Raw genomic sequence first — 21,443 nt, forward strand, 5'->3', positions numbered from 1 at the left:
ATGTGCGGTGTCCATTCGCCACGATGGAAGGAACCCAGGAGGGGCTCGACGACCTCCCGCCGAGCGCCAAACTCGTCTTCAAGGTGCTCGAATACAACGGCCCGCTGACACAGAAGGGGATCGTTCAGGAGTCGATGCTCTCCGCGCGAACCGTCCGGTACGCCCTCGAACGGTTGGAGGGCATCGGAGTCGTCGACGAGGACGTCTACTTCGCCGACGCGAGACAGAACCTCTACAAGCTCACGGAGCCCGCACAGGAGTTCACGGGCGACGAGTGCGACGCGTCCTGCACCGCCGACTAGCGGTCCGACGGCCGCCGCCCGCTCGGTTCTCACTCTCTCGACACCGCGCGTGCACCCCGCGCCGCCTCGGCGATCGTGAGCGCGATGGCGACGAGAAGCCCGAACGTCGCGGCGAGCACGAACGCCAGCAGGGCGTACCAGACCTCGGGGCCGAATAGAGGGTACTCCCGGGTGTCGATGACCGGTCCGAGAAGTTCCAGCGCCCGCACGAGATACAGCGTCACCGCGAGCCCCGCCCCCGCGACGAGGCCCACGCGGACGTTCCGGTAGAACGCCAGCGATTCGAGGAGGACGAGCATCGGCGGCTTGGATGTGTCGTCGTCGCTCACGGTCGTCACTATCGAGCGAGCGCGCATAGACGCATCGAAAGCGCGGCGCGGGACGTACGTCACGATCGAAAACCGACGTTTGAGGCGCTGAGGAGTGGAGTGACAGTCGTCAAGTGGATGGGGCTCGAAGCGACGAACATGTTTCGCGTCGTGCTGTCGGCGTTCCCGATGATCGACCCGGAGACGTACCGAGAGGCGTTCGCCGAACGCGTCGACGAGCCGGTCACCGTCGACGTCGCCGAACTGGGTTCGACGGAGCGGCTGATCGAGGCCGCGAGCGGCGCCGACGCCGTCGTGACCGACATCGACACGCCGGTCACGGCGGAGGCGCTCGATCGCCTCGACCTCGCCGTCGTCGCGCGGGCCGCGGTGGGCGTCGACAACGTCGACGTCGCGGCCGCGACCGAGCGCGGCGTCACGGTCACTCGCGTCCCCGACTACTGTACCGACGAGGTGGCGACTCACTCGGTGTCGCTGTTTCTGGACTGCCTCCGGTCGCTGAAGCGGTACGACGACGACGTCGCCGGCGGCGGCTGGAGCTGGCGGGCGGGCCGTCCCGTTCACCGCGTGAGCGCCTCGACTATCGGTCTGCTCTCTTTCGGCCCCATCGCCCGCCGGGCGGCGGACCGGTTCGCCGGCTTCGACGCCGACCTGATCGCGCACGACCCCTTCGTCGGCGACGAGCGGATGGCCGACCGCGGCGTCGAACCGGTCGGGTTCGACGCGCTGTTCGAGCGCGCCGACCACGTCGCCGTGTACGCGCCGCTGACCGAGGCCACACGCGGGATCGTCGACGCCGACGCGCTCGCGAAGCTCGGCTCGCACTCGGTGCTCGTCAACGTGGGGCGCGGGCCGGTCGTCGACGCCGACGCCCTGCTCGACGCCCTGGAGGCCGACGCGATCAAGGGGGCGGGCCTCGACGTGCTGGACGAAGAGCCCCCGACAGCGGACCCGCTCGTCGGTCGAGACGACACGATAGTCACGCCGCACGCGGCGTGGTACAGCGAGGAGGCCCGCGACGACCTGAACCGGAGCGCGGCCGCCGACGTCGCGGCCGCGCTCACCGGCGAGACCCCGCCGGGACGAGTCGATCCGAACGCCGACTGGCTCTGATCGGCGGCCGGGAGGTGCCGTCCGATTCGTCGACTCGCGCGGCCGGTGTCGCTCTCCCACGTGCGCGGACTGCCGGTCGGTTACAGCCGGTCGAGCGCGTCGAAATCGCCGTCCGCGTCCGCCGTGTCGTCCTCGCCCGCCCTCGCCGCGTCGGGCACGCCCGACTCGAGTCCAGCCGCCAGCCCCGCGCCGAGGCCGTAGGTGTCACGCACCGTCTGTGCGAGCACGCCCTCCCGGTCGAAGACGACGTAGACCGCGACGAACTCGTGGTCGGCGGGAGCGAGCACGAACACCTCGCGGGGGTCGTCGTCACCGCGTGAGGCGTTCACCCGCGCGACGAGGGGCTCGACCGGGAGCCGTCCGGCCCGCAGGTCGTCGAAGGTGTCGGCCCCCGGACCGTCGGCGAACAGGTAGAGCGCCCCGTTCGGGTCGCCGTCGTTCGACCGGGTGGTGACCGATCCGACGGCCTCTCCGTCCGCGCGGAGCGACCGCCACGCGTCGACGGCGGCCTCGAACATGCCCTCGACCGCGTCGGAGTAGCGGAATCTGGTCTCGCGGACGACCTCGACGTCCGCGAAGCGCGCCGACCCGTCCGTCCACGCCAGCGTCGCGTCGACGACGTAGCCGGGCTCTAGCGACGCCACACGGTCCGCGAGGTCGCCCTCGTACCCCTCGGCGGTCGCGTACAGGGGATCGAACCGGTCGTCAGCGCCGGGTTCGGTCGGATCGACGGGACCGGCCGCGTGTTCGACCAGGACGAACTCCTCGTCGGCGCCGTCCGTGTCGGGCTCTCCACCGGCCTCGTCGTCCGCCCCCTCGATGTCCGGCCGCGGGCGGCGGTCGTGGACGCGGAACCGGCCGCTCGTCGTCGGATCCATGTCCCCGGATCAGTCGTCCGGGCGGATAAGCCGGTCGGAACGGCCGTCGTCGCCGCTTTGTGCGGTGCTCGCACCGTCGGACCGCTGCCCCCGCCGCCCGGCAGCGAGTCGCGGCGGCGGACGCGGTCAGCGGCGGATCCGTGCCGTTATGGGGTGGGCGACCCAACGAATCGGTAAATGGGGATCCTCGAGGACAAGTCGAACGCCCGCCTGTTCTACAAGTACCTCTCGAAGGTGTACGACCAGGTCAACCGGTTCAACTGGACCGAGGAGATGCGGTCGGAGGCGCTCTCGTGGCTGGAGTTCGGCGACGACCCGAAAGTGCTCGACGTCGGCTGCGGCACCGGGTTCGGCACCGAGGGACTGCTCGACCACGCCGACGACGTGCACGGGCTCGACCAGAGCGTCCACCAGATGGAGAAGGCGTTCGAGAAGTTCGGGAAACGCGACCGCGTGAACTTCTACCGCGGCGACGCCGAACGGCTCCCCTTCCGAGACGACACCTTCGACGTCGTCTGGTCGTCCGGCTCGATCGAGTACTGGCCGAACCCAGTCGAGGGGCTTCGAGAGCTTCGCCGCGTCGCGAAGCCGGGCGGACAGGTCCTCGTCGTCGGTCCCGACTACCCGCACAACCGCGTGCTCCAGCGGCTCGCCGACGCGATCATGCTGTTTTACGACGAGGCGGAAGCCGACCGGATGTTCGAGGCGGCGGGCTACGAGTCGTTCGAACACCACATCCAGCAGGCGACCCCGAGAAGTCCGCGCGCGATCACGACCGTCGCGCGCGTCCCCGAGGAGTAGCCCGCCTCCGTCGACCGCTCGCGCGGACGCGACTCGTCTCACCCCGGAGACGACACCGCCTCCAACCTCACCCCGGAGACGACACCGCCTCCAACGACGCGACCGGTCGTCCGTCGACCGAGAGTTCGACCGCGACGGTCCGTCCCGGTTCGAGCGTCGGCCGGTTCGTCCCCGCCACGCGAAACGAGGCCGTATCGCCGGCCCGCAGGACGTTCCCGCTCGCGGTGTTGAACGCTCCGGACGGTCCCGGGCGGAATCCGGCCGCCGAAAAGAACGGGAGCGACGGCTGTCTGGCGAGCGGCTCGCCGTCGACGCGAACGCGAACCGTCAGCTCGGTCACGTCGAGCGGGTCGCCCCCGCGGTGGGCGACGGTGATCCGGTCGTCGGTCACCGAGAGCGACAGCACCGCGGACGGCGCGGGCTCCGGCGGCGCGTCCATCGCGGCCGCGACGACGCCGCCCGCGAGAACGACGGTGATCGCGAGCAGCAGGACGCCTGCGACCGGCGCGGTGCCGCGGTTCGAGCGCGAGCGCCGCGGCCGTCGTGGCCGTCGTCGACGGAGACGACGCTCACGGGTGTCTGTCCGCGTTGGGTCCGGCGGGCTGTTGGGTCGCACGGGATGTCTGCTGCGGTATCTAATAAGAAGTGACCGCGAGAATCGCGTCGCACAGCGCGTCTGTGTCTGTCAGTTCGTCACGCTTGACAGTCCGTCACGGCTATCAGTTCACGTCGACTCGGTGGCCGGCGTCGGTCTCTTCGCCGGCGCGGGGGACCGTCACCGTGAGCACGCCGTGCTGGTACGTGGCGGTCGCGTCCGTCTCGTCGACAGAGGCCGGGAGTTCGATCGATCGGGTGACGGACTCGCTGCGGCGCTCGCGCTGGAGGTACCGGCGGCCGGCGTCCTCGTGTTCCGCCTCGCGCTCGGCGCGGATCGTGAGCCGGCCGTCCGCGACGCGCACGTCGATGTGTTCGCGGTCGTAGCCGGGGAGATCGGCCACGACCACGAACTCGTCGTCGTACTCGGCGACGTCGACGTCCGCCGTCCGGAGGTCTCGCCCCCACGATCGGGCGTTCCCGAACGGGCGGCCGAGGAACTGTTCGATCTCGTCGAATGGGGTACTGCTGTTCATGAGTATCAGACATACAGACGCTCCGTGAGGTATTAAACGGAGATGCACCGCTGCTAGCTCGTGGCACGTCACGCTCCGGGACCGGCGACGAATCGGCGACGCTCAGTTCACGTCGATGCGATGGCCGCCCGCGTCGGACGCCGACCGCTTCGGGAGGGTGACCGTGAGCACGCCGTCGTCGTAGGAGGCCGTCGCCTCGGCGCGTTCGACCGGCTCGGGGAGGCGTATCGTTCGGGAGACCGACCGACCGCGACGCTCGCGCCGGTGATATCTGACGCTGGGCGCGTCGTCGCGGGCCGCGCCGGCCGTCCCGTCTCCGCCAGTAGCTGTCTCGCCCGCGTCGGTCTCGCCGCTGTTTCCGTCGGGTTCGTCTCCGTCGGGTTCGTCTCCGTCGCTCTCGCCGCCGTCGCTCGGGGTGTCATCGGTCGTCGCGGCGTCGATCGTCGCCTCGCTCGTCTCTTCCCGCGTGGCCGCGACGGTCAGCGCGTCCTCACGGAGTTCGACGTCGATGTCGTCGTCGTCGAAGCCGGGGAGGTCGACGAGGACGGTGAGCGCGTCGTCGTCTTCGAGCACGTCCACGGGCGGGTCGCGAGCGCCGAACAGGCCGGGGGCTCCCGTCGCATCGGGGGCTCCGAACGTCTCGCCGAGCTCCTCGAACTCGCGCCCCATTCGGTCGAGCAGGTCGTCGATCTCGTCGAAGGGATCGCGTCGTGTCATACGGGTCAGGATTCGAGACGGAGCGACTTGAACGTGCGGACGGGGATCGGCCCGCTCAGACGAACGGTCGCCAGTAGTACGGGCTGATGAACCCCTCGATGAAGCCGGCGACGGCGAGCAGAATTCCGAGTCCGACGAGCACCCAGAAGGCGTTTTCTAAGGCGTTCGCGAACGCCTCGCCGGAGAGCCGCCCGCGATACGTGCGCCACGAGACGACCCCGAGTCGGATCCCGAGCGCGCCGGAGACGAAGAGCGCGGGGATCTCGAAGACGCCGTGCGGGAGGACGAACGCGGCGAGCGCGAGGGGGTTCGACTCCAGCGCCGCGGTGGCACCCAGCGCGACGCCGTTGAACGCGATGGACGAGAGCGCCGGGATCACGAGCGCGACGCCCGCGGTCGCCGTGGCGATCGCGACTCCCCAGTTGTTCCCGAAGAAGTTGACGGCGGCGGCCGGGGGAACGTGCCCGACGAGTCGCGACTCGATGGACGTGGTGACCGCGCCGACGAGCGGGTCGACCGCGAGCCAGCCGAGCGCGCCGAACCCGACCCCGACGGCGATCGAGACGACGTGCGCGCCGGGCGACCGCCGGACGAACGCGAGGAGTTCGACCCACCCCCGTCGGACGCCCCCGCGGAACTGGTCTATCGGACCGGTTTCCGGCGGGGAGACGGGGACGACCGCGTCGCGATAGTCGCCGTACAACGCGGTCTTGAGGACGTCGAGTGCGGGGGCGACGACGACGGCGCTCAAAAGCGCCACGACCGCGCCGGCACCGAGGTACGCGAGCCCCGAGGCCGCGGAGCCGGTCCCGATGAGGACGCCGATCGCGATAACGAGGTACGCGGCGGCGTCCGCGGGGTTCGAACGGACGAACCCCACAGAGGCCGCGATCGCCTCGAACGCGGTCGCGTCGTCGACCACTATCGCCGCGGGCGCGAACGCGAAGACGATCCGGACCGCGAGCAGGCCCACGAACCCGACGAGGAGCACCCCGAGCGCGACGGCGGCACCGAGGAAGGGGTTGACTGCGAACCCGCCCGCGACCGCGGCCGCACCCGAAAGCGCCGCGCCGGTCCATATCAGAAGCTCGGCGACGTAGATTCCGAGAAACGAGAGCCACCGGCCGCGAACACCGGCGATGCCCGCGGTGAGTCCCCGCTCGCCGCGGAGGCGGCCAGCGACCGCCGACAGCTGGCCGGCGGAGATCGCGGCGTACGCGAGGACGGCGATGAGCGCGGTCGTCAGCACCCCGGCGACGAGGAGGAGTATCGCGGTGGGTGACGCGAGCGGAGAGAGAGCCGGCTCGACGCTCTCGGCCCACGCCTGCATCGCCTCCGGGTCCTGTGGGTCCGGCGGGCTGAGGTCCGCGTCCGCGAGCGCCGCGCGGGCGTCGGCGAGGCGACCGGTCAGCTCGAAGTGGAGGTACATTCCGGCGAGGGCGACGAACATACCCACGCGGGCGATGACGGGGACCGCCGTCCCGAGGAAGTAGAACGGGAGCAAGTCGCCGGGACGCCGTCGGAGGGTCGCAGCCGTCGTCGTGACAGCGGAGGACAGGTCCATACGGGGGCCATCGGTCGGGCGACACTTAATCGGTCCGCGTACCCAAGCGCGGTCAGTTCGTCCGCAGACCGTCGTCAGTCGCGGGATCGTCGCTCGCGGAGTCGTCTGTCCCGCGATCGTCTCCCGTCGCGGAGCCGCCGCCCGCCGCGCGGTCAGCGGTCCCGCGCTCGGCCATCAGGTCGCCCGCGCGGCCGGCCCAGTCCGTGTACCGGAACCCCGCGGCGACGAGGAGCGCCATCCACGCGTACGCGAGCAGGACCCCGACGTAGGCCCCCGTCGGCCCGACCCCCGCCGTCCGGCCGAGCAGCCACGAGAGCCCGACGAAGAAGCCGACCATCCCCGAGAGCCGCGCCACGAGCGGAATCCGCGTCTCGCTCGCGCCCTGAAGCGACCCGGAGAGCGCGGAGAAACAGACGAGCGCGACGCCGGCGACGCCGTAGACTCGGGCGAACGCGACCGCGTACGTGACGGTCTCCGGGTCGTCGCTGAAGGCGGGGACGAGCCGAGGCGCGGCGGCGACGAGTCCGAGACCGATCGCGCCCACGGTGACCACGCCGAGCCCGGTGACCGCCCACCCGTTGAACCGCGCGGCCTCGGGGTCGCCCGCGCCGAGCGCCTGCCCGACCAGCACGGAGGCGGCGACGTTGTATCCGCGCGAGAGCGGCCCGGTGACCTGCTGGTACACTCGCCTGCCGATCTGGAACCCGGCGTTGACCGGCTCGCCGAAGCCCAAGAGCAGGGCGTTGAACGGGAACTCGGCCAGCTCCGACCCGAACCCCTCGACGACCCGCGGCGCGCTCACGCGGAGGAGCTGACTCGCGACGGTCGGATCGCGCGGCCGAGCGAAGCTCGCGTCCGTCCACGGCCCCCAGACGGCGACACAGAGCAGGCCAGCCGTCAGGACGTTGGCACCCGCGGTCGCGAGGCCGACGCCGACGACCTCCAGCCTCGGGAGGCCGAACAGGCCGAGGCCGAGCAGGACCGAGCCGGCGATGTTGGCCGAGTTGCCCGCGACGTTCACGTACATCGGCGTGCGGGTGTCGCCGGTCCCCTGCAGCGCCCGGGCGGCGATCAGCGCGACGTGGCGCGCCGGAGCGGTCGCGAAGATTATCGCGAGGTACGTCGATCCGAGCGCGACGACCTCGGGAGCGGTGCCCTCCCCCACGAGCCGCCCGAAGACGTCGATCGCCGGCTCGCCGAAGCGGAGGCCGAAGAGGACGAACGGGACGCCGGCGAGCGCGCCGAGGAGGATCGCCTGCGTCACCGCCTCGTCGCGGGATTCGGTCACGCCAGCGCCCGTGTCCTGTGATGACAGCGCGATGGCGCCCCCGCCGAGGCCGAGCCCGATCCGGAGCGGGAACCGGGCGTACAGGTCGGCGAGCCCGATCGCGACCACGGCGGCGGGCGAGAACAGCGCGGTGACCAGGACGTCCGTCGTCCGCATCGCGGTGCGAAACGTCTGTTCGGCCATCACCGGCCACGCGAGTCCGAACACGCGGCTCCAGGCGTCTCGAAGCCGCGGGACGTCCATGTGACCGTGTCGTCGGCCGGACGCGGCTTTTAGGTGTCGGCGTCGGCGGTCGTCGCCGCCGACCGCGCCGGGTCGAACCGCGGAAAGGTCACGACGAACCGCGCGCCCCCGCGATCCGACTCGCCGACCGTGACGTCGCCGCCGTACTCGGCCGCGAGCGTCGCGACCAGCCACAGGCCGCCGTCATCGTCGTCGCCCGCGGTCAGCGGACCGTGGCGCTCCGGCGGGAGACCGGGGCCGTCGTCGCCGACCGTCAGGACGACCGTCTCCTCGCCCTCGCGGACGGTGACGCGAACGGTCGGATCGGTGCCGCCGTGTTCGACCGCGTTCTCGATCAGGTTGTCGACGATCGAGCGGACGCCGTCGGTGGCCGCTATCGCGGCTCCGTCGTCGATGTCGGTCTCGACGGTCACTCCGGGGCGATCGGCGACCCCTGCCGTCACGCGGCGGACCGCGTCCGTCAGGTCTATCCGGCGGAGTTCGGCGTCCCCGAGGAGCGCGTCCGCGACGGCGCTCGCCTCCTCGATCCGGTCGACGCCCGCCTCCGCGGCCTGCGCGATGACGTCGGCGGCGTCGGATCGACCGTTCCCCTCGGCCGCGAGGTCGGCGTAGCCCCGGATGGTCGTGAGGTCGTTGCGGAGGTCGTGACGCAGGAGGTGGTTCACGATCGAGAGCGCGCGGACCGCGTTCCGCGCCCGGCGAGTCTCGGCCGCCTGCCGGGCCGCGTGGTAGCCGGCTATCGCGCCGCCGAGGCTGCCCGCTCCGGCGGCGACGAGGAGGGGGAACGCCGGCTCCGCGAGCGGGCGACCCTCGAACCCGCGGACCGCGAGCGTCGCCCCGATAGCGGCGACAGAGAGAACGGTTCCGGCGAGCGTGAAGCGGGCGATCCGCCACTCCTCGGAGGGTGAGAACTCCGCGGCTCCGACCCGTCGTCCGGCGTAGACGACGGCGACGGCGATCCCGCCGTCGACGGCCAGCGCGACGAGCGGGCCAGTCAGACTCGGCGTCGACCTGAGTTCGGATCCGTGGTGGACCACGGACGCGAGGAACGCGGCGGCCCCGAGCGCGACGATCGCGTGGTGGCCGCGGGGTGTCCGCATGGCCGCACCAACCGCGGCGACGAGCAAAGCCGTTGCGGATCCGAGGACACGCCGCGGATACGAAGCCATCTCCCCGTGTGACACGCGCGGCGGGACGGATGCAGTTGGTGTGTCTCACACCCGCAAAATCCGTCTGACAGAGGGATGACGCCGCCGCAGTCTGTCGGTTACACTTTCACCTCGCTAGCCGCACCTTTTTATATTCAGGCGCGCTTGTTTCACCTGCACGTCACACGCGTGCATTCCCCCTTCCACAGCCTCGGAGCCCCCGGCTCGTCGACACGAGCGTCGAGCCGACGCCGCCCAGACCGGAACCGATTAGCGGCCGGCCGGGCGATACCGAGCCATGCTGACGCTCTCCGATGTCCGCGAGGCACGCGAGCGGGTTGACGGCGTGGCCCGACACACGCCGCTGGAGCGATCGCGGACCTTCTCCGAGATGAGCGGGGCGGACGTCCACCTCAAACTGGAGAACTTCCAGCGGACGGGCGCGTTCAAGATCCGCGGCGCGATGAACCGGATCGCGACGCTCACGCCCGAAGAACGCGACGCCGGCGTCGTCACCGCGAGCGCGGGCAACCACGCGCAAGGGGTCGCGCTGGCGGCCGACCGTGCCGGCGTCGACGCCACCGTCGTGATGCCGAAGTTCGCGCCGGTCTCGAAGGTGAAAGCCACCCGCGGCTACGGCGCGAGCGTCCGGTTGGAGGGCGTCGACTACGACGAGGCGCAGGCGTACGCCCACCAGTTGGAGCACGAGGAGGGGCGGACCTACGTCCACGCGTTCGACGACCCGGTCGTGATGGCCGGACAGGGGACGCTCGGGCTGGAGATCGTCGACGACTGCCCCGACCTCGACACCGTGGTCGTCCCGATCGGCGGCGGCGGGCTCATCTCGGGCGTCGCCGTCGCGATCAAAGAACAGCGGCCCGACGTTCGCGTGGTCGGCGTACAAGCCGAGGGGGCCGCCTCGGCCGCGAAGTCGCTCGCCGCGGGCGAGGTCGTCGAGATCGACAGCGTCGACACGATTGCAGACGGGATCGCGACGCGAGCCGTCGGCGAACGGACCCTCGAAGTCATGGCGGAGTACGTCGACGAGGTCGTCACCGTCGACGACCGCGAGATCGCCTTGGCGCTCACCCTCCTTTTGGAACGCTCGAAGACGCTCGTCGAGGGGGCGGGCGCGGTCGCGCTCGCGGCCGTCCTCTCGGAGGCGGTCGAGTACGCGGACGACGAGACGATCGTCGCCGCGCTCTGTGGCGGCAACATCGACCTCAACCGGCTCGGCACCGTGATCCGGCGGGGGCTCGTCCAGATGGGTCGGTACCTCAAGATCACTATCGACCTGAAAGACCGGCCGGGCGAGCTCGAACGCGTCTCCAGTATCGTCGCGCGCACCGGCGCGAACGTGTACGCGGTCCACCACGACCGCACCTCCCGCGACGTGGCCGTCAACGCCGCCGAGCTCGAACTCGAATTAGAGACCGACGACGCCGAACACGCCGCCGACATCGTAGACGCCCTCGAAGCCGACGGCTACGACGTCGAGATCCTCTCGTAAGGACGAACCCCTCGACGACGTCAGGCTCTCCCGGACCGCGAGACGGTAGGCCCCGAACTGGAGACGGCAGGCCCCCGGACCGCCGGACTGCAGGGCCGCCGCAGACCCGGCGGAGCTAGGTCGGATCGTCTCCGCCCAGCCACGAGACCGCGATCGACTCGAACGGCTCGGAGTACTGCATGAGCGTCGTCCCGAGGACGGCCATCACGAGCACGTATCCGACCGCGAAGGCGTTGATCGTCGCCGCCAGCGCGGGGTCGAACGCGCCGCTTTCGGCCCCGGTGACGGCGACCGTCGCGATGATGAGCGAGAACTCTCCCCGCGTCGTCATCCCGAGTCCGACCCGCGTCGAGCGCCGCGTGCCGAGGTCGAACGCGCGCCCGGCGAGGAACCCCGTGACGAGCTTCGTCGGCGTGGTCACGACCACCGCGAGCGCGATGAGCGCCGCGACCCCGCCGAACAGCAGCGGGTCGGTGACGAGCCCGATCCAGAAGAAAAACACCGCCGCGAAGGTGTCCCGGACGGGCTCTAAGAGGGTCTCGACCTCGTGGGCGTAGTCAGTCGCGGAGAACGCCATCCCGACGAAGAAGGCCGCGACAGCCTCGCTGACGCCGAGCGCGAGCGCCGCACCCGCGACGAACACGACCGCCGCGATCGACCGCAGCGCGACGAACTCCGTGTTGTCGGTCGCGACCAGCCGGTCGAACACCGGCGTCCCGAACTGCACGAGGGCGAGCAGTCCGGCGATGAACCCGAGCGCGATCCCCACGTCGACCGCGGCCGCGGCGACGTCGCCGCCGCCGAGCACCAGCGCGGACGCGACGGAGAGGTAGACGGCGATGAACAGGTCCTCGTACACCAGCGTGCCCAAAAGCGGCTCCGCCTCGTCGTTGGCGATCCAGCCGAGGTCGATGAGTGACTTCGTGATCACCGCCGACGAGGAGATGTAGACGATTCCCGCTATCAGGAACGCCGGAAGGAACGCGTCGAAGACGAGCCAGCCGAAGACGAGCCCGACGCCGAAGTTCGCGAGGTCTATCGTGCCCGCCGTCCCGATCTGCGAGCGCCGCGCGAGCAGCCGGTCGAGGTTGAATTCCAATCCGAGGAAAAAGAGGAGGAAGACGATCCCGAGTTCCGCGCCGAGCGCGATGAACTCCGTCTCGGGAACGGAGACGGTTCCGACCACCGGCAGCGGAACCCGGCCGAGCACGTACTCGCCGAGCCCCATCCCGACGAGGATATAAAAAGGGATCACGGACTGGCCGAGCCGGCTCGCGAGCGCACCGGCGAGTGCGATCGCGGCGAACATGACGCCGACGTCGAGGAGCGCCACTAGCGAGCACCCCCGACGAGTGCGGCCGTCAGGCGCGGTCCGCCGCTGTCTCCACAGATCATTCCGTCAGGAGGTCTTCGAACGCGGCGCAGTCCTCGCGAGTGCCGACCGCGATCACCGTGTCGCTCTCCTGTAACACCGTGTCTGCCTCCGGGCTGTCGACGACGCCCTCGCCGCGCTGGATTGCGACGATCGAGATGCCGGTTCGGTTGCCGATGTCGGCGCTCTCCAGCGTTTCACCGACGAGCGGCGATCCCGGCGGTAGTTCGTACCACTCCAAGAGGATCCCGCCGGGGAGCGTCGTCTCCTGTGTGTCCGGCTCGATCGGCTGGAAGTGCGCTCCCTCGATGATCGAGCCGATCGTCCGCGCGAGGTCGTCGGAGAACTCGAACACCTTCTCCGAGTCGGCGTTCGGGTCGCTCCGGCGGAACACCTCCCGTTTGCCCGTGTTGTGGATGACGACGACCATCTCTCCGTCGTCCAGGTCGATCTCGAACTTCTTTCCGACGCCCGGGAGATCTGACTCGCTGATCGGCATACCGAGGGAAGCGACCCCACGCTAATAGGTGTGTACGTTGAGACGTGTGCCCCGTCACGCGCTGTTCGGGAGGGGTCCCCCGGACTCAGGCGAACCGATACGTCGTCCCCTCGGGCCCGTCCTCTATCTCGACGCCGACCTCGCCGAGCGCGTCGCGAAGCTCGTCGGCGCGCTCGTAGTTCCCCGCCTCTCGCTCCGCCTCTCGGATATCCACGACGAGTTCGACCAGCTCGTCGGCCAGACCGACCTCGCCGTCGCTTTCGGCCTTGAACTGGAGTCCGAGCACGCCGACGGCGAGGTCGTCAAACGCCTCGACGGCCTCGCGGAGCCCGCGGTAGTCGTACGCGTCGCCGCCCTCGCTTACCCCGTCGACGTGGCGGTTCACGGCGTCGGTGAGCTCCAAGAGCGCCGCGGTCGCCTCCCGCAGGTTCAAGTCGTCGTTCATCGCCGCGGCGAACTCCTCGCGGGCGGTCGCGACGCCCGCGCGCAGGTCGTCGTCTTCGGCCTTCGCACGAGCGTCGACGGAGTCGAGCGCCTCCACCGCGCGATCGTACGTCCGCGAGAGGCGGTCCCACCGCTCCTCGGCCTCGGCGATCGCCTCCTCGGTGAGCGCCTGCTCGGAGCGGTAGGCGGCCCCGGCGTAGAACGTCCGGACCACGTTGACGCCCAGTTCCTCTAGGGCGTCCGGCACCGTCCAGAAGTTGCCGATCGACGAGGACATCTTCTCACCGTCCATCTCCAAGAGGCCGACGTGGAGCCAGTGGCGCGCGAACGTCTCGCCCGTCGCCGCCTCCGACTGCGCGATCTCGTTTTCGTGGTGCGGGAAGACCAGATCACGTCCGCCCATGTGGACGTCGAGCGTGTCGCCGAGGTGCGTCGTCGACATCGCGGAGCACTCGACGTGCCAGCCCGGTCGGCCCTCGCTCCACGGCGAGTCCCACGTCTCGCCCGACGGGACCGAATCGCCGTGGTCGTGTTTCGCGTGGTCGCGCGCGGCGGTCTCGCTCACGCCGCCGGCCTTCCACAGCGCGAAGTCCGCCGGATGCCGCTTCTCCGACCGCTCGTCCGGCTCGCCCTGCGCCTCCAGTTCCTCGACGTTCTGGTTCGAGAGCGCCCCGTAGTCGTCGAAGCGGGTCACGTCGAAGTAGACGGAACCGTTCGACTCGTAGGCGTACCCCTTCTCCACAAGGGTCGCGACGAGGTCGACGATCTCGGGGACGTGCTCCGTGACGCGGGGGTACACCTCCGCGCGCAGCAGGTTCAGCCCGCGCATCGCGGAAAAGGTCGACGCGGAGAACGTCTCTGCGACGTCGCGCTCTGCGGTCCACTCGTCGCGCTCGCCCACTCGGGCCGTGATCTTCTCGTTGACGTCGGTGACGTTCTCGACGTGGCGCACGTCGTACCCCTCGTGTTCCAGCCAGCGGTGGAGCACGTCGGCGTGGAACCAGAGGCGGGCGTGTCCGAGGTGGGGGTCGTCCGACACCGTCAGGCCGCAGACGTACAGCGTGACGTCGCCATCGGCCGTGAACTCGACGCGCTCGTCTTCGAGGGTGTCGGTAACGACGAGACTCATTACCGGCTCGTTGCTGCGGTGAGCGTTTTAAATCGTCGGATTCGCCCTCACCGCGGTCCGTTCGCGTCCCGACCCGCGACCGTCCCGCTCCGACCGCCGCGCCCCATACCACTCCGCTCCGACCACCCCGCGACCGCCCCGCGACCGCGCCTCACGCCTCCCCAGCCTCGCGACTCCCTCCGCTTCGCTTCGGTCGCCGCGTCCCTCGCGCGTGCTGTTCGCACCCTTCGGGCGCTCACAGGCGCGCGCCACGGTGGTCTGCTCGCACACCGCTGTTTCTATCGCTTTCCGAGCGCCTCCTCGAACACGCGCTTTGCGCGCTCGTACGCCGCGTCGCGGTCGACGATCGGTTCCGGGTACTCCGGCGCGAGTTCCTCGCGTTCGTCCGCCGGGAGCGTCGGCCAGTCGACGATCTCGTCGGCGGGAACGTCTCGGAGCTCCGGCACGTACGCCTTCACGAACCGGGCGTCCGGGTCGTACTTGGCGGTCTGGCTCACGGGGTCGAAGATCCGCACGTCGACGGAGTCGGTGCCGGTGGAGGCGATCCACTGCCACATCCCGTGGTTCGTCGCGTGGTCGTGGTCGACCAGCCGCGCCGTGAAGTGACGCGCTCCCCGCCGCCAGTCGATGAGGAGGTGTTTCGTGAGGAAGCTCGCGACCACCTGCCGCGGTCGGTTGTGGACGTACCCCTCCGCTTCGAGCTGTCGCATCCCGGCGTCGACGAGCGGGTACCCCGTCTCGCCCCGGGTCCACGCCTCGAACGCCGCGTCGTCCTCGCGCCACGCGATCGGGTTCGGGAGCGTCCTGTAGTTCTCCTCGGCCAGATCGGGAGCGTAGTAGAGCAGGTGGTACTGCTGCTCGCGCCACGTCAGCTCGTCGCGGTACTTCTCCACGTTCCGCCGCCCGTCGTCGCTCGCGCCGCCGAGACAGCCGCCCGCGGCCTCCCACACCTCGCGGATCCCGATCGCGCCCGCGGCGAGATACGGCGACAGTCGCGAGACGGCGACCCCCGGGGCCTCGACCGCCCGCGCGAGGTCGTCCCGGGTGTCTGCGTACGACCGGATCCCCCCGTCGAGGAAGCGATCGAGCCGCCCGCGAGCGGCCTCGTACCCCGGCTCCGGCAGGTCGATGTCCGCGCTCGCGGTCGGAAGCTCGGCGGAGGCCGCGTTCGCGGCCGGAGCGTCGGCCGAACCGACCAGCGCGTCGGGATCGGGTTCGGGATACGGCTCCGCCTTCGGGACCGCGTCCCAGTCGTCGCGGAACGCGCCGTGGTTCGGGTACGCGTCCGTCAGCCGGCCGGGGTCGACCAACACGATGTCGGTCCGCGACGCCGTCTCCACGTCCCCCGACGCGAGCGCCTCCCTGACCGCCCGGGCGCGCTCCCTCCGCGCGGGTCGGTAGTGCTCGTTGTAGACCACCCGCTCGACGCCGCGCTCGGCGGCGAGGTCGGCGAGGACCGTCTCGGGGTCGCCGACTCCGACGACGAGGTCGCTTCCGAGGTCGCGGTAGCGCGCCCGGAGTCGAGAGACGCACCCGAGGTAGAAGGCGCGCTGTCGCGTCCCGAGCGTCGCGAGCAGGTCGTCGTCGACGACGAACACCGGGAGGACCGTCCCCGCCCGCGCGGCCGCCGCGAGCCCGGCGTTGTCGCGCGTCCGCAGGTCGCGCCGGTGCCAGAACAGCTGCATACGACCGACACGGGCTCCGTCGGCTAGTGTCTTCGGCCGACCGGGTGTCCCGCGTCGTCGTCCCGTCTCGCGTCGTCGTCCCGTCTCGCGCCGCCGGCGCGGTCTCTCGTCGTCGGAACCTCCCGTGCGCTTATGTCTGTGTGCGCGAAGCGGCGGTATGGACCCGCTCGTCGCCGCCATCCTCGTCGGCGTCCCGCTCGTGTGGCTCGTCGGATTCGCGGCGTACGTCTACGTCGACGCCCCCCGTCACGGGATGGACCGCCGGAAGTGGACCGCGCTCGCCTTCTTCGTCCCGCTTTTCGGCTTTCTCGCGTACGTCTTCGAGCGGGGCGAACTGGACTACGACCCCGCGGACGATCCCTACGCCGGCGGCGGCGAGAGCCGCGAGGCCGGCTTCGCGGTCCACGAGTCCCGCCGCGGCGAGAAGTCCCTCGGACCGGCCGGAACCGAGGCCGACGGCGGGGCTCCCGACGACGGCGACGAAGACGAGTGGAACGACCCGGACGGCGTCGACCTCTGAGGGGCCGTGTCGGCCGGCGGTCGGCTGACGCCGCGGGTTCGCGGGCCTGTGAGCCCCCGAGCGTGATCGGCGCGGCCTACCCGTCCTCGACGGGCGCGGGCGTCGCGATCGGATCGAGCCCCTCCACGACGACGACTCGGGGTTCGTCGACGACCGTGATGCGATAGGTGTCCGCAGGCGAGAGGGTTCGGACGACGCCGTCGCCGTTCGTGTCTCCGATCGCTCGGCTGTCGGCGTCGCCGACGCGTTTCGTGACGGTGACGCCGGAGACGGGATCGCCGCTCTCCTCGTCGCGGACGGTGACGGTCACCGGACCGCCGACGTAGCTCCGGTCGACCGTCACGTCGAAGCCGTCACCCGCCTCCGTGACCGGCTCGGTGTCGGCGAACGCGTCGAGGTCGATCCGTTGATGCTCGACGAACACCCGCGTCGTTCCGCCGCTGACGTACGTCCGGAGGAGTCCGAACTCGTGTGGCACGGTGATCCGCTGAACCGATCCCGCCCCGAAGGCGTCGGGCTGGCGGAGCGCCACCGTCTCCGGATACGCGTCGGAGACCGCGTCGATCGCCGCGTCGTTGCTGATCGAGTCGCCGTCGCGGTCCCACCGGTCCAGCCGGATCACCTCCCGGACGTACTGGCCGTCGGCGATCGTCGCCAGCACGAGCGCGTCGTCGCTCGACTGAACGTGCACGTCGGCGGTGGTGACGGCGGCGCTGGCGGCGGCGAGCGCGTGGGCGCGGACCGGTCCCTCGTACACCTGAAGCCGAACGCGTAGCTCGGCGAGCCGCGGGGGTGCGCTGAAGCCGCTCGTCTCGTCCGCGAGCGTGTCCAGCGTGTCGAGACGCTCGTCGTACTCGCGGGCGGCGGCCGCGATCCGGACGAGCTCATCGAGCAGCGCCCGGTTCGAGAGGTCGCCAGAGGCGTGTTCACGGATGGCGGTCCGTTGCCGCTCGTAGAGTCGCGCCTCGTCGCGCTCGACCCTGTCGAGCGCGTCGAGGATCCGCTGTCGGCGGTCCCCGCTCGTCTCGGCGGCGTCGACCCGCTCGACGATGGCCGCGGTCTCCATCGCCGCGTCCGTCTCGTCGACCGCGACGTCGAGTGAGGGGCCGAGGTTCGCGCCGCGGGTGGCGCTCTCGACTCGCACCGGACCGCCGTCTGCCACCGACAGCGTCCGGAAGGTGCGGTTCTCGCCCGACGCCTGCCGGGGAGCGGATGCACCGAGTCTCGCGGACGTGGACGGCGACGAGACCGCCTCGACCGGCGCGGTCGACGGCGACGAGGCGGGCGAGCGCGCGTCGGTCGGCGCTGTCGTTGCGGCGGGCGCTGTCGGGCCCGGATCGGTCGACAGGCTGGTGGCCGCGACCGGCGCAAGCAACAGGAGGACTGCGACGGCGACGGGGAGGGCCCTCATTAGGCGACGGTTCGCCGCGCGATATAAAAAATCCACCCCACTGCGCCGGGCGCGTTCGCCGTCCCGTGCCGCCGTTCCATCCCGCCCATGGAAAGCGTTTTGCCCGGTGCCTGAGTGGTTTTGAGGTGTATGCGGAACCCTCCGTCTCGCGTTCTCCTCGCCGCGGCCGTCGGCGTGCTCCTCCTCGCGGGCGTCTTCGCGTCCGCCGCGGGAGCCGCGGCCGCCTCCCCCTCCGCGTCGCCGGCCGACCGGGCGGCGGCCGTGACCGGTGGTCCGGTGGTCGAACAGACCGACGACGGCGTCGATCCGACCACGGCGACGCGGATCCGGATCGAGCCCGCCTCCGACGGCGACGCCCGCTGGACCGTGTCCGTCAGGTACGCGCTCACCGACGAGGCCGATCGGGCGGCGTTCGAAACGGTCGGAGACCGGTTCGCGAACGGCGACATCGGTCCGAGCGCGAGCCTGTTCGCGGGGTTCGCCCGCGAGGCCAGCCGGAACCTCAACCGCACGATGCGGATCGAAGAGGCCGAACGCGAAGCCGTCGTCCACGAGGACACGTCGTCGTTCGAGGTCGCGGGCGAGGACGCGGTCGCCGTCGGCGAGCTTCGCCTGTCGTTCGTCTGGACGGCGTTCCTGGCGCAGGACCGCGAGGAGCTCGTGTTGGGCGACGCCTTGACGACGCCCGACGGAACGTGGCTGCGGTCGCTCGAACCGGGGCAGACGCTCGAAGTGACGACGCCGGACGGCTACACGGTCACGAGCACGACGGCGTCGCTGCGGGACAACGCCGTGGTGATCGAGGGGCCGCGGACGTTCGACGAAGGCGAGGGCGTCGCGGTCGTGTACGCGTCGACCGGGACGCCCGGACCGCCGTGGTCGATGCTCGCCGCCGCGATCGTGGTCGGGGCGCTGATCATCGCCGGCAGCATCGTCGGCTATCGCCGACGCGAAGGCGACGCCGCCGCGGGATCCGTCGACGCGGTCGCGTCGACGGCCACCGGGGGCGACGCGAGCGCCGGCGACTCCGGTACGAGCGACGCCGGTACTGCCGAGTCGGATGCTGGCGGCCTCGCGGCCGACGGTACCGAGGCGACGCGAAGCGGTACCGCGGCGGAGTCCGGTGGCACGGCCGAAACCGGTGCGGCTGACGAGAGCGGGACCGAGCCGCCGGCAGCCGGCGCGAGCGACGACACGCCGACCGATCCTGGTCAGGACGAGAGCGGACCGACGGGCCCGTCCGACTCGGTAGAGGGAAGCGAACAGGTCGACGAGACCGACCGGTCGCTGCTCTCCGACGAAGAGCGCGTCGAACACCTCCTCGCCGACAACGGCGGGCGGATGCGACAGGCCGACATCGTCTCGGAGACGGGCTGGTCAGACGCGAAGGTGTCACAGCTCCTGTCGGCGATGACCGACGAGGACCGCGTCGAGAAGCTCCGGCTGGGTCGTGAGAACCTGATCTCCCTTCCCGACAGCGGAACGGACACGGGTGCGCGAAGCGGCGCCGCCGACGGCGGCGGGAGCGACCCCGACGCCGGAGTCGACCCCGACGAGCGCGGCGATCGGTAGTTCCGAAAGCCATTACACACCGAACGCCGGAGTATCGATCATGAAGGTTCTGGTGACCGTCAAGGAGGTCGCTGAGGTGAGCGATGACTTCGCGATCGAGGGGACGGATATCGCGCCGGCGGATCTCGAATACGGCCTCAACGAGTGGGACGACTACGCGGTCGAGGCGGCGGCACAGCTGGCCGAAGCCGGGATCGCCGAGGAGGTCGTCGCCGTCACGATCGGTCCGGAGCGGGCCGAGGAGACGATCCGGACCGCCTTGGCGAAGGGCGCAGATCGCGCCGTCCGCGTCTGGGACGACGCGTTCGAGACGGGGTTCACGGACGTCAGGGCGAAGGCGACTGCGCTCGAGGCGGTCGTCGAAGACGAGGATCCGGGCCTGATCCTCGGCGGCGTCCAGGCGGCCGACACCGGGTTCGGCGCGACGGGCGTCGCGCTCGCGGAGCGGATCGGCTTCGAGCACGCCGCGGTCGTCAACGATCTGGAGATCGATCCCGACGCGGGCGTCGCGCACGTCCACCGCGAACTGGAGGGAGGCGTCGAGGAGCTGACGGACGTCGACCTCCCGGCCGTGTTGACCGTTCAGACCGGGCTCAACGAGCCGCGGTACGCGAGCCTCCGCGGGATACGACAGGCTCAACAGAAGGAGATAGCCGCGCGAGAGCTGGCCGATCTGGGACTCGCCGCCGCCGACGTCGAGAGCGACGTGACGATCACGTCGATGACCGAGCCGGAGAGCGAGTCCGACGCCGAGCTGATCGAGGGCGACGCGACAGCGGCCGCGGGCCGCCTCGCCGAGGTCCTGCGGGAGACGGGGGTGGTGGCGTGACGGACGACGCGCTCGTCGTCGCCGAACACCGCCGCGGAGAGCTTCGAGACGTCTCCTACGAGGCGATCACCGCGGGTCGGGAGCTAGCCGACGCACGCGGGGGCGACTGCCACGTCGCGGTCGTCGCCGGCGACGTCGACGCCTTCGCCGAAGACCTGAACCGCGAGGGAGTCGACGCGATCCACGCGGTCCCGAACGGCGAGGAGTTCGACCACACCGTCTACCAGGCGGCCGTTCGGCAGCTCGCAGAGCGGATCGACGCCGGATCGATCGTGACCCCGAACTCCGTCAACGGGCTCGACTACGCGCCCGCGCTCGCGGAGGACCTCGGCGTCCCGATCGTCACCGACGCGATCGGCGTCGCGTACGACGACGGGCTGACCGTCACCCGCGAGATGTACGGCTCGAAGGTCGAGACGACCGTCGACGTGGCAGGCGATCGCTTCGTCGTCACGGTCCGGGGCGGCGAGTGGGCCCCGGCGGAGGGCGTCGGCGACGCGGCCGTCGAGACGAGCGAGGTCGACCTCCCCGAGTCGGGCGCTCGCGTCACCGGCTTCGAGGAGGTCGGCGGCGGCGACGTCGACATCGCGGACGCCGACGTGCTCGTCTCTGTCGGCCGCGGGATCGGCGAGGAGGAGAACCTGGAGCTGGTCGAGGAACTGGCCGACGCGCTCGGGGCGACCCTGTCCGCGTCGCGGCCGATCGTCGACAACGGCTGGCTGCCGAAGAACCGGCAGGTCGGCCAGTCGGGCAAGGTCGTCACCCCCGACGTGTATCTCGCGGTCGGCATCTCCGGCGCGGTCCAGCACGTCGCCGGCATGAAGGGCGCAGACACGATAATCGCGATCAACACCGACCCGAACGCGCCGATCTTCGACATCGCCGACTACGGGATCGTCGGCGACCTCTTCGACGTGGTGCCCGCGCTCGTCGACGAGTTCGAGTGAGCGCCTCTCGGT

The 21,443-nt window shown here is 70.9% G+C and carries 21 protein-coding genes; 8 read left to right on the top strand and 13 right to left on the bottom strand.

The features are described 5' to 3' along the window. The first annotated feature begins 23 nt into the window (after window positions 1-23). Window positions 24-302, top strand: coding sequence for a MarR family transcriptional regulator (locus NO930_RS07575; RefSeq protein ID WP_137783190.1), 279 nt, complete (start codon window positions 24-26; stop codon window positions 300-302). A gap of 29 nt (window positions 303-331) precedes the next feature. Here the strand turns inward: NO930_RS07575 and NO930_RS07580 are convergent, their stop codons facing one another. Further along, window positions 332-631 carry a DUF7536 family protein gene (locus tag NO930_RS07580; protein WP_425601443.1) on the bottom strand — a complete coding sequence of 100 codons (300 nt, stop codon included), beginning with the start codon at window positions 629-631 and terminating at the stop codon, window positions 332-334. Window positions 632-769: 138 nt separating this feature from the next. Here NO930_RS07580 and NO930_RS07585 point away from each other — a divergent pair, with 138 nt between their 5' ends. After that, complete coding sequence (locus NO930_RS07585) at window positions 770-1,744, top strand: C-terminal binding protein (RefSeq protein ID WP_256403159.1); 975 nt, start codon at window positions 770-772, stop codon at window positions 1,742-1,744. Window positions 1,745-1,824: 80 nt separating this feature from the next. Here the strand turns inward: NO930_RS07585 and NO930_RS07590 are convergent, their stop codons facing one another. Next, window positions 1,825-2,622 (bottom strand): DUF6663 family protein, encoded by a 798-nt coding sequence (locus tag NO930_RS07590; RefSeq protein WP_256403009.1) that lies wholly within the window; start codon window positions 2,620-2,622, stop codon window positions 1,825-1,827. Window positions 2,623-2,799: 177 nt separating this feature from the next. Here NO930_RS07590 and NO930_RS07595 point away from each other — a divergent pair, with 177 nt between their 5' ends. Next, window positions 2,800-3,423 (top strand): methyltransferase domain-containing protein, encoded by a 624-nt coding sequence (locus NO930_RS07595; protein ID WP_256403010.1) that lies wholly within the window; start codon window positions 2,800-2,802, stop codon window positions 3,421-3,423. A gap of 67 nt (window positions 3,424-3,490) precedes the next feature. On the opposite strand, the gene NO930_RS07600 is transcribed toward NO930_RS07595, so the two are convergent. From NO930_RS07600 to NO930_RS07625, 6 genes are all read right to left on the bottom strand, one after another. Next, the gene (locus NO930_RS07600; protein ID WP_241996861.1) at window positions 3,491-3,913 is read right to left on the bottom strand and encodes a type IV pilin domain-containing protein; all 423 of its coding nucleotides are present in this window, start codon (window positions 3,911-3,913) and stop codon (window positions 3,491-3,493) included. Between the two features lie 229 nt (window positions 3,914-4,142). Then, window positions 4,143-4,553, bottom strand: a complete 411-nt coding sequence (gene hsp14, locus NO930_RS07605; RefSeq protein WP_256403012.1) for an archaeal heat shock protein Hsp14 — start codon at window positions 4,551-4,553, stop codon at window positions 4,143-4,145. Window positions 4,554-4,655: 102 nt separating this feature from the next. After that, window positions 4,656-5,270, bottom strand: a complete 615-nt coding sequence (locus NO930_RS07610; RefSeq protein ID WP_137783185.1) for an Hsp20/alpha crystallin family protein — start codon at window positions 5,268-5,270, stop codon at window positions 4,656-4,658. Window positions 5,271-5,325: 55 nt separating this feature from the next. Then, window positions 5,326-6,834: a stage II sporulation protein M gene (locus NO930_RS07615; RefSeq protein WP_256403013.1), complete on the bottom strand. Its 1,509-nt coding sequence runs from the start codon at window positions 6,832-6,834 to the stop codon at window positions 5,326-5,328. 52 nt (window positions 6,835-6,886) lie between these two features. After that, complete coding sequence (locus tag NO930_RS07620) at window positions 6,887-8,365, bottom strand: MATE family efflux transporter (protein ID WP_256403014.1); 1,479 nt, start codon at window positions 8,363-8,365, stop codon at window positions 6,887-6,889. A 29-nt stretch (window positions 8,366-8,394) separates the two neighbouring features. Further along, window positions 8,395-9,465: an ATP-binding protein gene (locus NO930_RS07625; RefSeq protein ID WP_256403015.1), complete on the bottom strand. Its 1,071-nt coding sequence runs from the start codon at window positions 9,463-9,465 to the stop codon at window positions 8,395-8,397. A gap of 346 nt (window positions 9,466-9,811) precedes the next feature. On the opposite strand from NO930_RS07625, the gene ilvA reads away from it, so the two are divergent. Beyond that, entirely contained in the window at window positions 9,812-11,023 is a 1,212-nt protein-coding gene (ilvA, locus tag NO930_RS07630; protein WP_137782995.1) for a threonine ammonia-lyase, read from the top strand. A gap of 115 nt (window positions 11,024-11,138) precedes the next feature. Here ilvA and NO930_RS07635 read toward each other — a convergent pair whose 3' ends face one another. The 4 genes from NO930_RS07635 to NO930_RS07650 form a co-directional block, all read right to left on the bottom strand. Beyond that, on the bottom strand, window positions 11,139-12,356 hold the full coding sequence (locus NO930_RS07635; protein ID WP_137782996.1) for a cation:proton antiporter: 1,218 nt from the start codon (window positions 12,354-12,356) through the stop codon (window positions 11,139-11,141). A 58-nt stretch (window positions 12,357-12,414) separates the two neighbouring features. Then, window positions 12,415-12,894 carry a cation:proton antiporter regulatory subunit gene (locus tag NO930_RS07640; RefSeq protein WP_137782997.1) on the bottom strand — a complete coding sequence of 160 codons (480 nt, stop codon included), beginning with the start codon at window positions 12,892-12,894 and terminating at the stop codon, window positions 12,415-12,417. Between the two features lie 85 nt (window positions 12,895-12,979). After that, a complete protein-coding gene (cysS, locus tag NO930_RS07645; RefSeq protein WP_256403016.1) occupies window positions 12,980-14,467 on the bottom strand; it encodes a cysteine--tRNA ligase in 1,488 nt (495 codons plus the stop codon). A 278-nt stretch (window positions 14,468-14,745) separates the two neighbouring features. Beyond that, window positions 14,746-16,152: a cryptochrome/photolyase family protein gene (locus NO930_RS07650; protein ID WP_256403017.1), complete on the bottom strand. Its 1,407-nt coding sequence runs from the start codon at window positions 16,150-16,152 to the stop codon at window positions 14,746-14,748. 157 nt (window positions 16,153-16,309) lie between these two features. On the opposite strand from NO930_RS07650, the gene NO930_RS07655 reads away from it, so the two are divergent. After that, window positions 16,310-16,672, top strand: coding sequence for a hypothetical protein (locus NO930_RS07655; RefSeq protein WP_256403018.1), 363 nt, complete (start codon window positions 16,310-16,312; stop codon window positions 16,670-16,672). Window positions 16,673-16,748: 76 nt separating this feature from the next. Here NO930_RS07655 and NO930_RS07660 read toward each other — a convergent pair whose 3' ends face one another. Further along, entirely contained in the window at window positions 16,749-18,083 is a 1,335-nt protein-coding gene (locus NO930_RS07660; protein WP_256403019.1) for a DUF7094 domain-containing protein, read from the bottom strand. A 129-nt stretch (window positions 18,084-18,212) separates the two neighbouring features. Between NO930_RS07660 and NO930_RS07665 the strand changes: the two genes are divergently transcribed. From NO930_RS07665 to NO930_RS07675, 3 genes are read left to right on the top strand one after another with little or no spacing between them, the layout of a single operon-like run. Further along, complete coding sequence (locus NO930_RS07665; RefSeq protein ID WP_256403020.1) at window positions 18,213-19,655, top strand: DUF7345 domain-containing protein; 1,443 nt, start codon at window positions 18,213-18,215, stop codon at window positions 19,653-19,655. Between the two features lie 40 nt (window positions 19,656-19,695). Beyond that, entirely contained in the window at window positions 19,696-20,484 is a 789-nt protein-coding gene (locus NO930_RS07670; protein ID WP_137784174.1) for an electron transfer flavoprotein subunit beta/FixA family protein, read from the top strand. Further along, entirely contained in the window at window positions 20,481-21,431 is a 951-nt protein-coding gene (locus NO930_RS07675; protein WP_137784175.1) for an electron transfer flavoprotein subunit alpha/FixB family protein, read from the top strand. Before NO930_RS07670 ends, NO930_RS07675 begins: the two co-directional genes overlap by 4 nt. The last annotated feature ends 12 nt before the right edge of the window (window positions 21,432-21,443 follow it).

It is taken from the genome of Halorubrum salinum, assembly GCF_024494575.1.
Classification (GTDB): Archaea; Halobacteriota; Halobacteria; order Halobacteriales; family Haloferacaceae; genus Halorubrum; species Halorubrum salinum.

Coding starts and splice junctions, on each gene's coding strand:
- NO930_RS07575 (WP_137783190.1), top strand. CDS start 24: ATGGAAGGAACCCAGGAGGGGCTCGACGACCTCCCGCCGAGCGCCAAA.
- NO930_RS07585 (WP_256403159.1), top strand. CDS start 770: ATGTTTCGCGTCGTGCTGTCGGCGTTCCCGATGATCGACCCGGAGACG.
- NO930_RS07590 (WP_256403009.1), bottom strand. CDS start 2,622: ATGGATCCGACGACGAGCGGCCGGTTCCGCGTCCACGACCGCCGCCCG.
- NO930_RS07595 (WP_256403010.1), top strand. CDS start 2,800: ATGGGGATCCTCGAGGACAAGTCGAACGCCCGCCTGTTCTACAAGTAC.
- hsp14 (WP_256403012.1), bottom strand. CDS start 4,553: ATGAACAGCAGTACCCCATTCGACGAGATCGAACAGTTCCTCGGCCGC.
- NO930_RS07610 (WP_137783185.1), bottom strand. CDS start 5,270: ATGACACGACGCGATCCCTTCGACGAGATCGACGACCTGCTCGACCGA.
- NO930_RS07615 (WP_256403013.1), bottom strand. CDS start 6,834: ATGGACCTGTCCTCCGCTGTCACGACGACGGCTGCGACCCTCCGACGG.
- NO930_RS07620 (WP_256403014.1), bottom strand. CDS start 8,365: ATGGACGTCCCGCGGCTTCGAGACGCCTGGAGCCGCGTGTTCGGACTC.
- NO930_RS07625 (WP_256403015.1), bottom strand. CDS start 9,465: ATGCGGACACCCCGCGGCCACCACGCGATCGTCGCGCTCGGGGCCGCC.
- ilvA (WP_137782995.1), top strand. CDS start 9,812: ATGCTGACGCTCTCCGATGTCCGCGAGGCACGCGAGCGGGTTGACGGC.
- NO930_RS07640 (WP_137782997.1), bottom strand. CDS start 12,894: ATGCCGATCAGCGAGTCAGATCTCCCGGGCGTCGGAAAGAAGTTCGAG.
- cysS (WP_256403016.1), bottom strand. CDS start 14,467: ATGAGTCTCGTCGTTACCGACACCCTCGAAGACGAGCGCGTCGAGTTC.
- NO930_RS07650 (WP_256403017.1), bottom strand. CDS start 16,152: ATGCAGCTGTTCTGGCACCGGCGCGACCTGCGGACGCGCGACAACGCC.
- NO930_RS07655 (WP_256403018.1), top strand. CDS start 16,310: ATGGACCCGCTCGTCGCCGCCATCCTCGTCGGCGTCCCGCTCGTGTGG.
- NO930_RS07660 (WP_256403019.1), bottom strand. CDS start 18,083: ATGAGGGCCCTCCCCGTCGCCGTCGCAGTCCTCCTGTTGCTTGCGCCG.
- NO930_RS07665 (WP_256403020.1), top strand. CDS start 18,213: ATGCGGAACCCTCCGTCTCGCGTTCTCCTCGCCGCGGCCGTCGGCGTG.
- NO930_RS07670 (WP_137784174.1), top strand. CDS start 19,696: ATGAAGGTTCTGGTGACCGTCAAGGAGGTCGCTGAGGTGAGCGATGAC.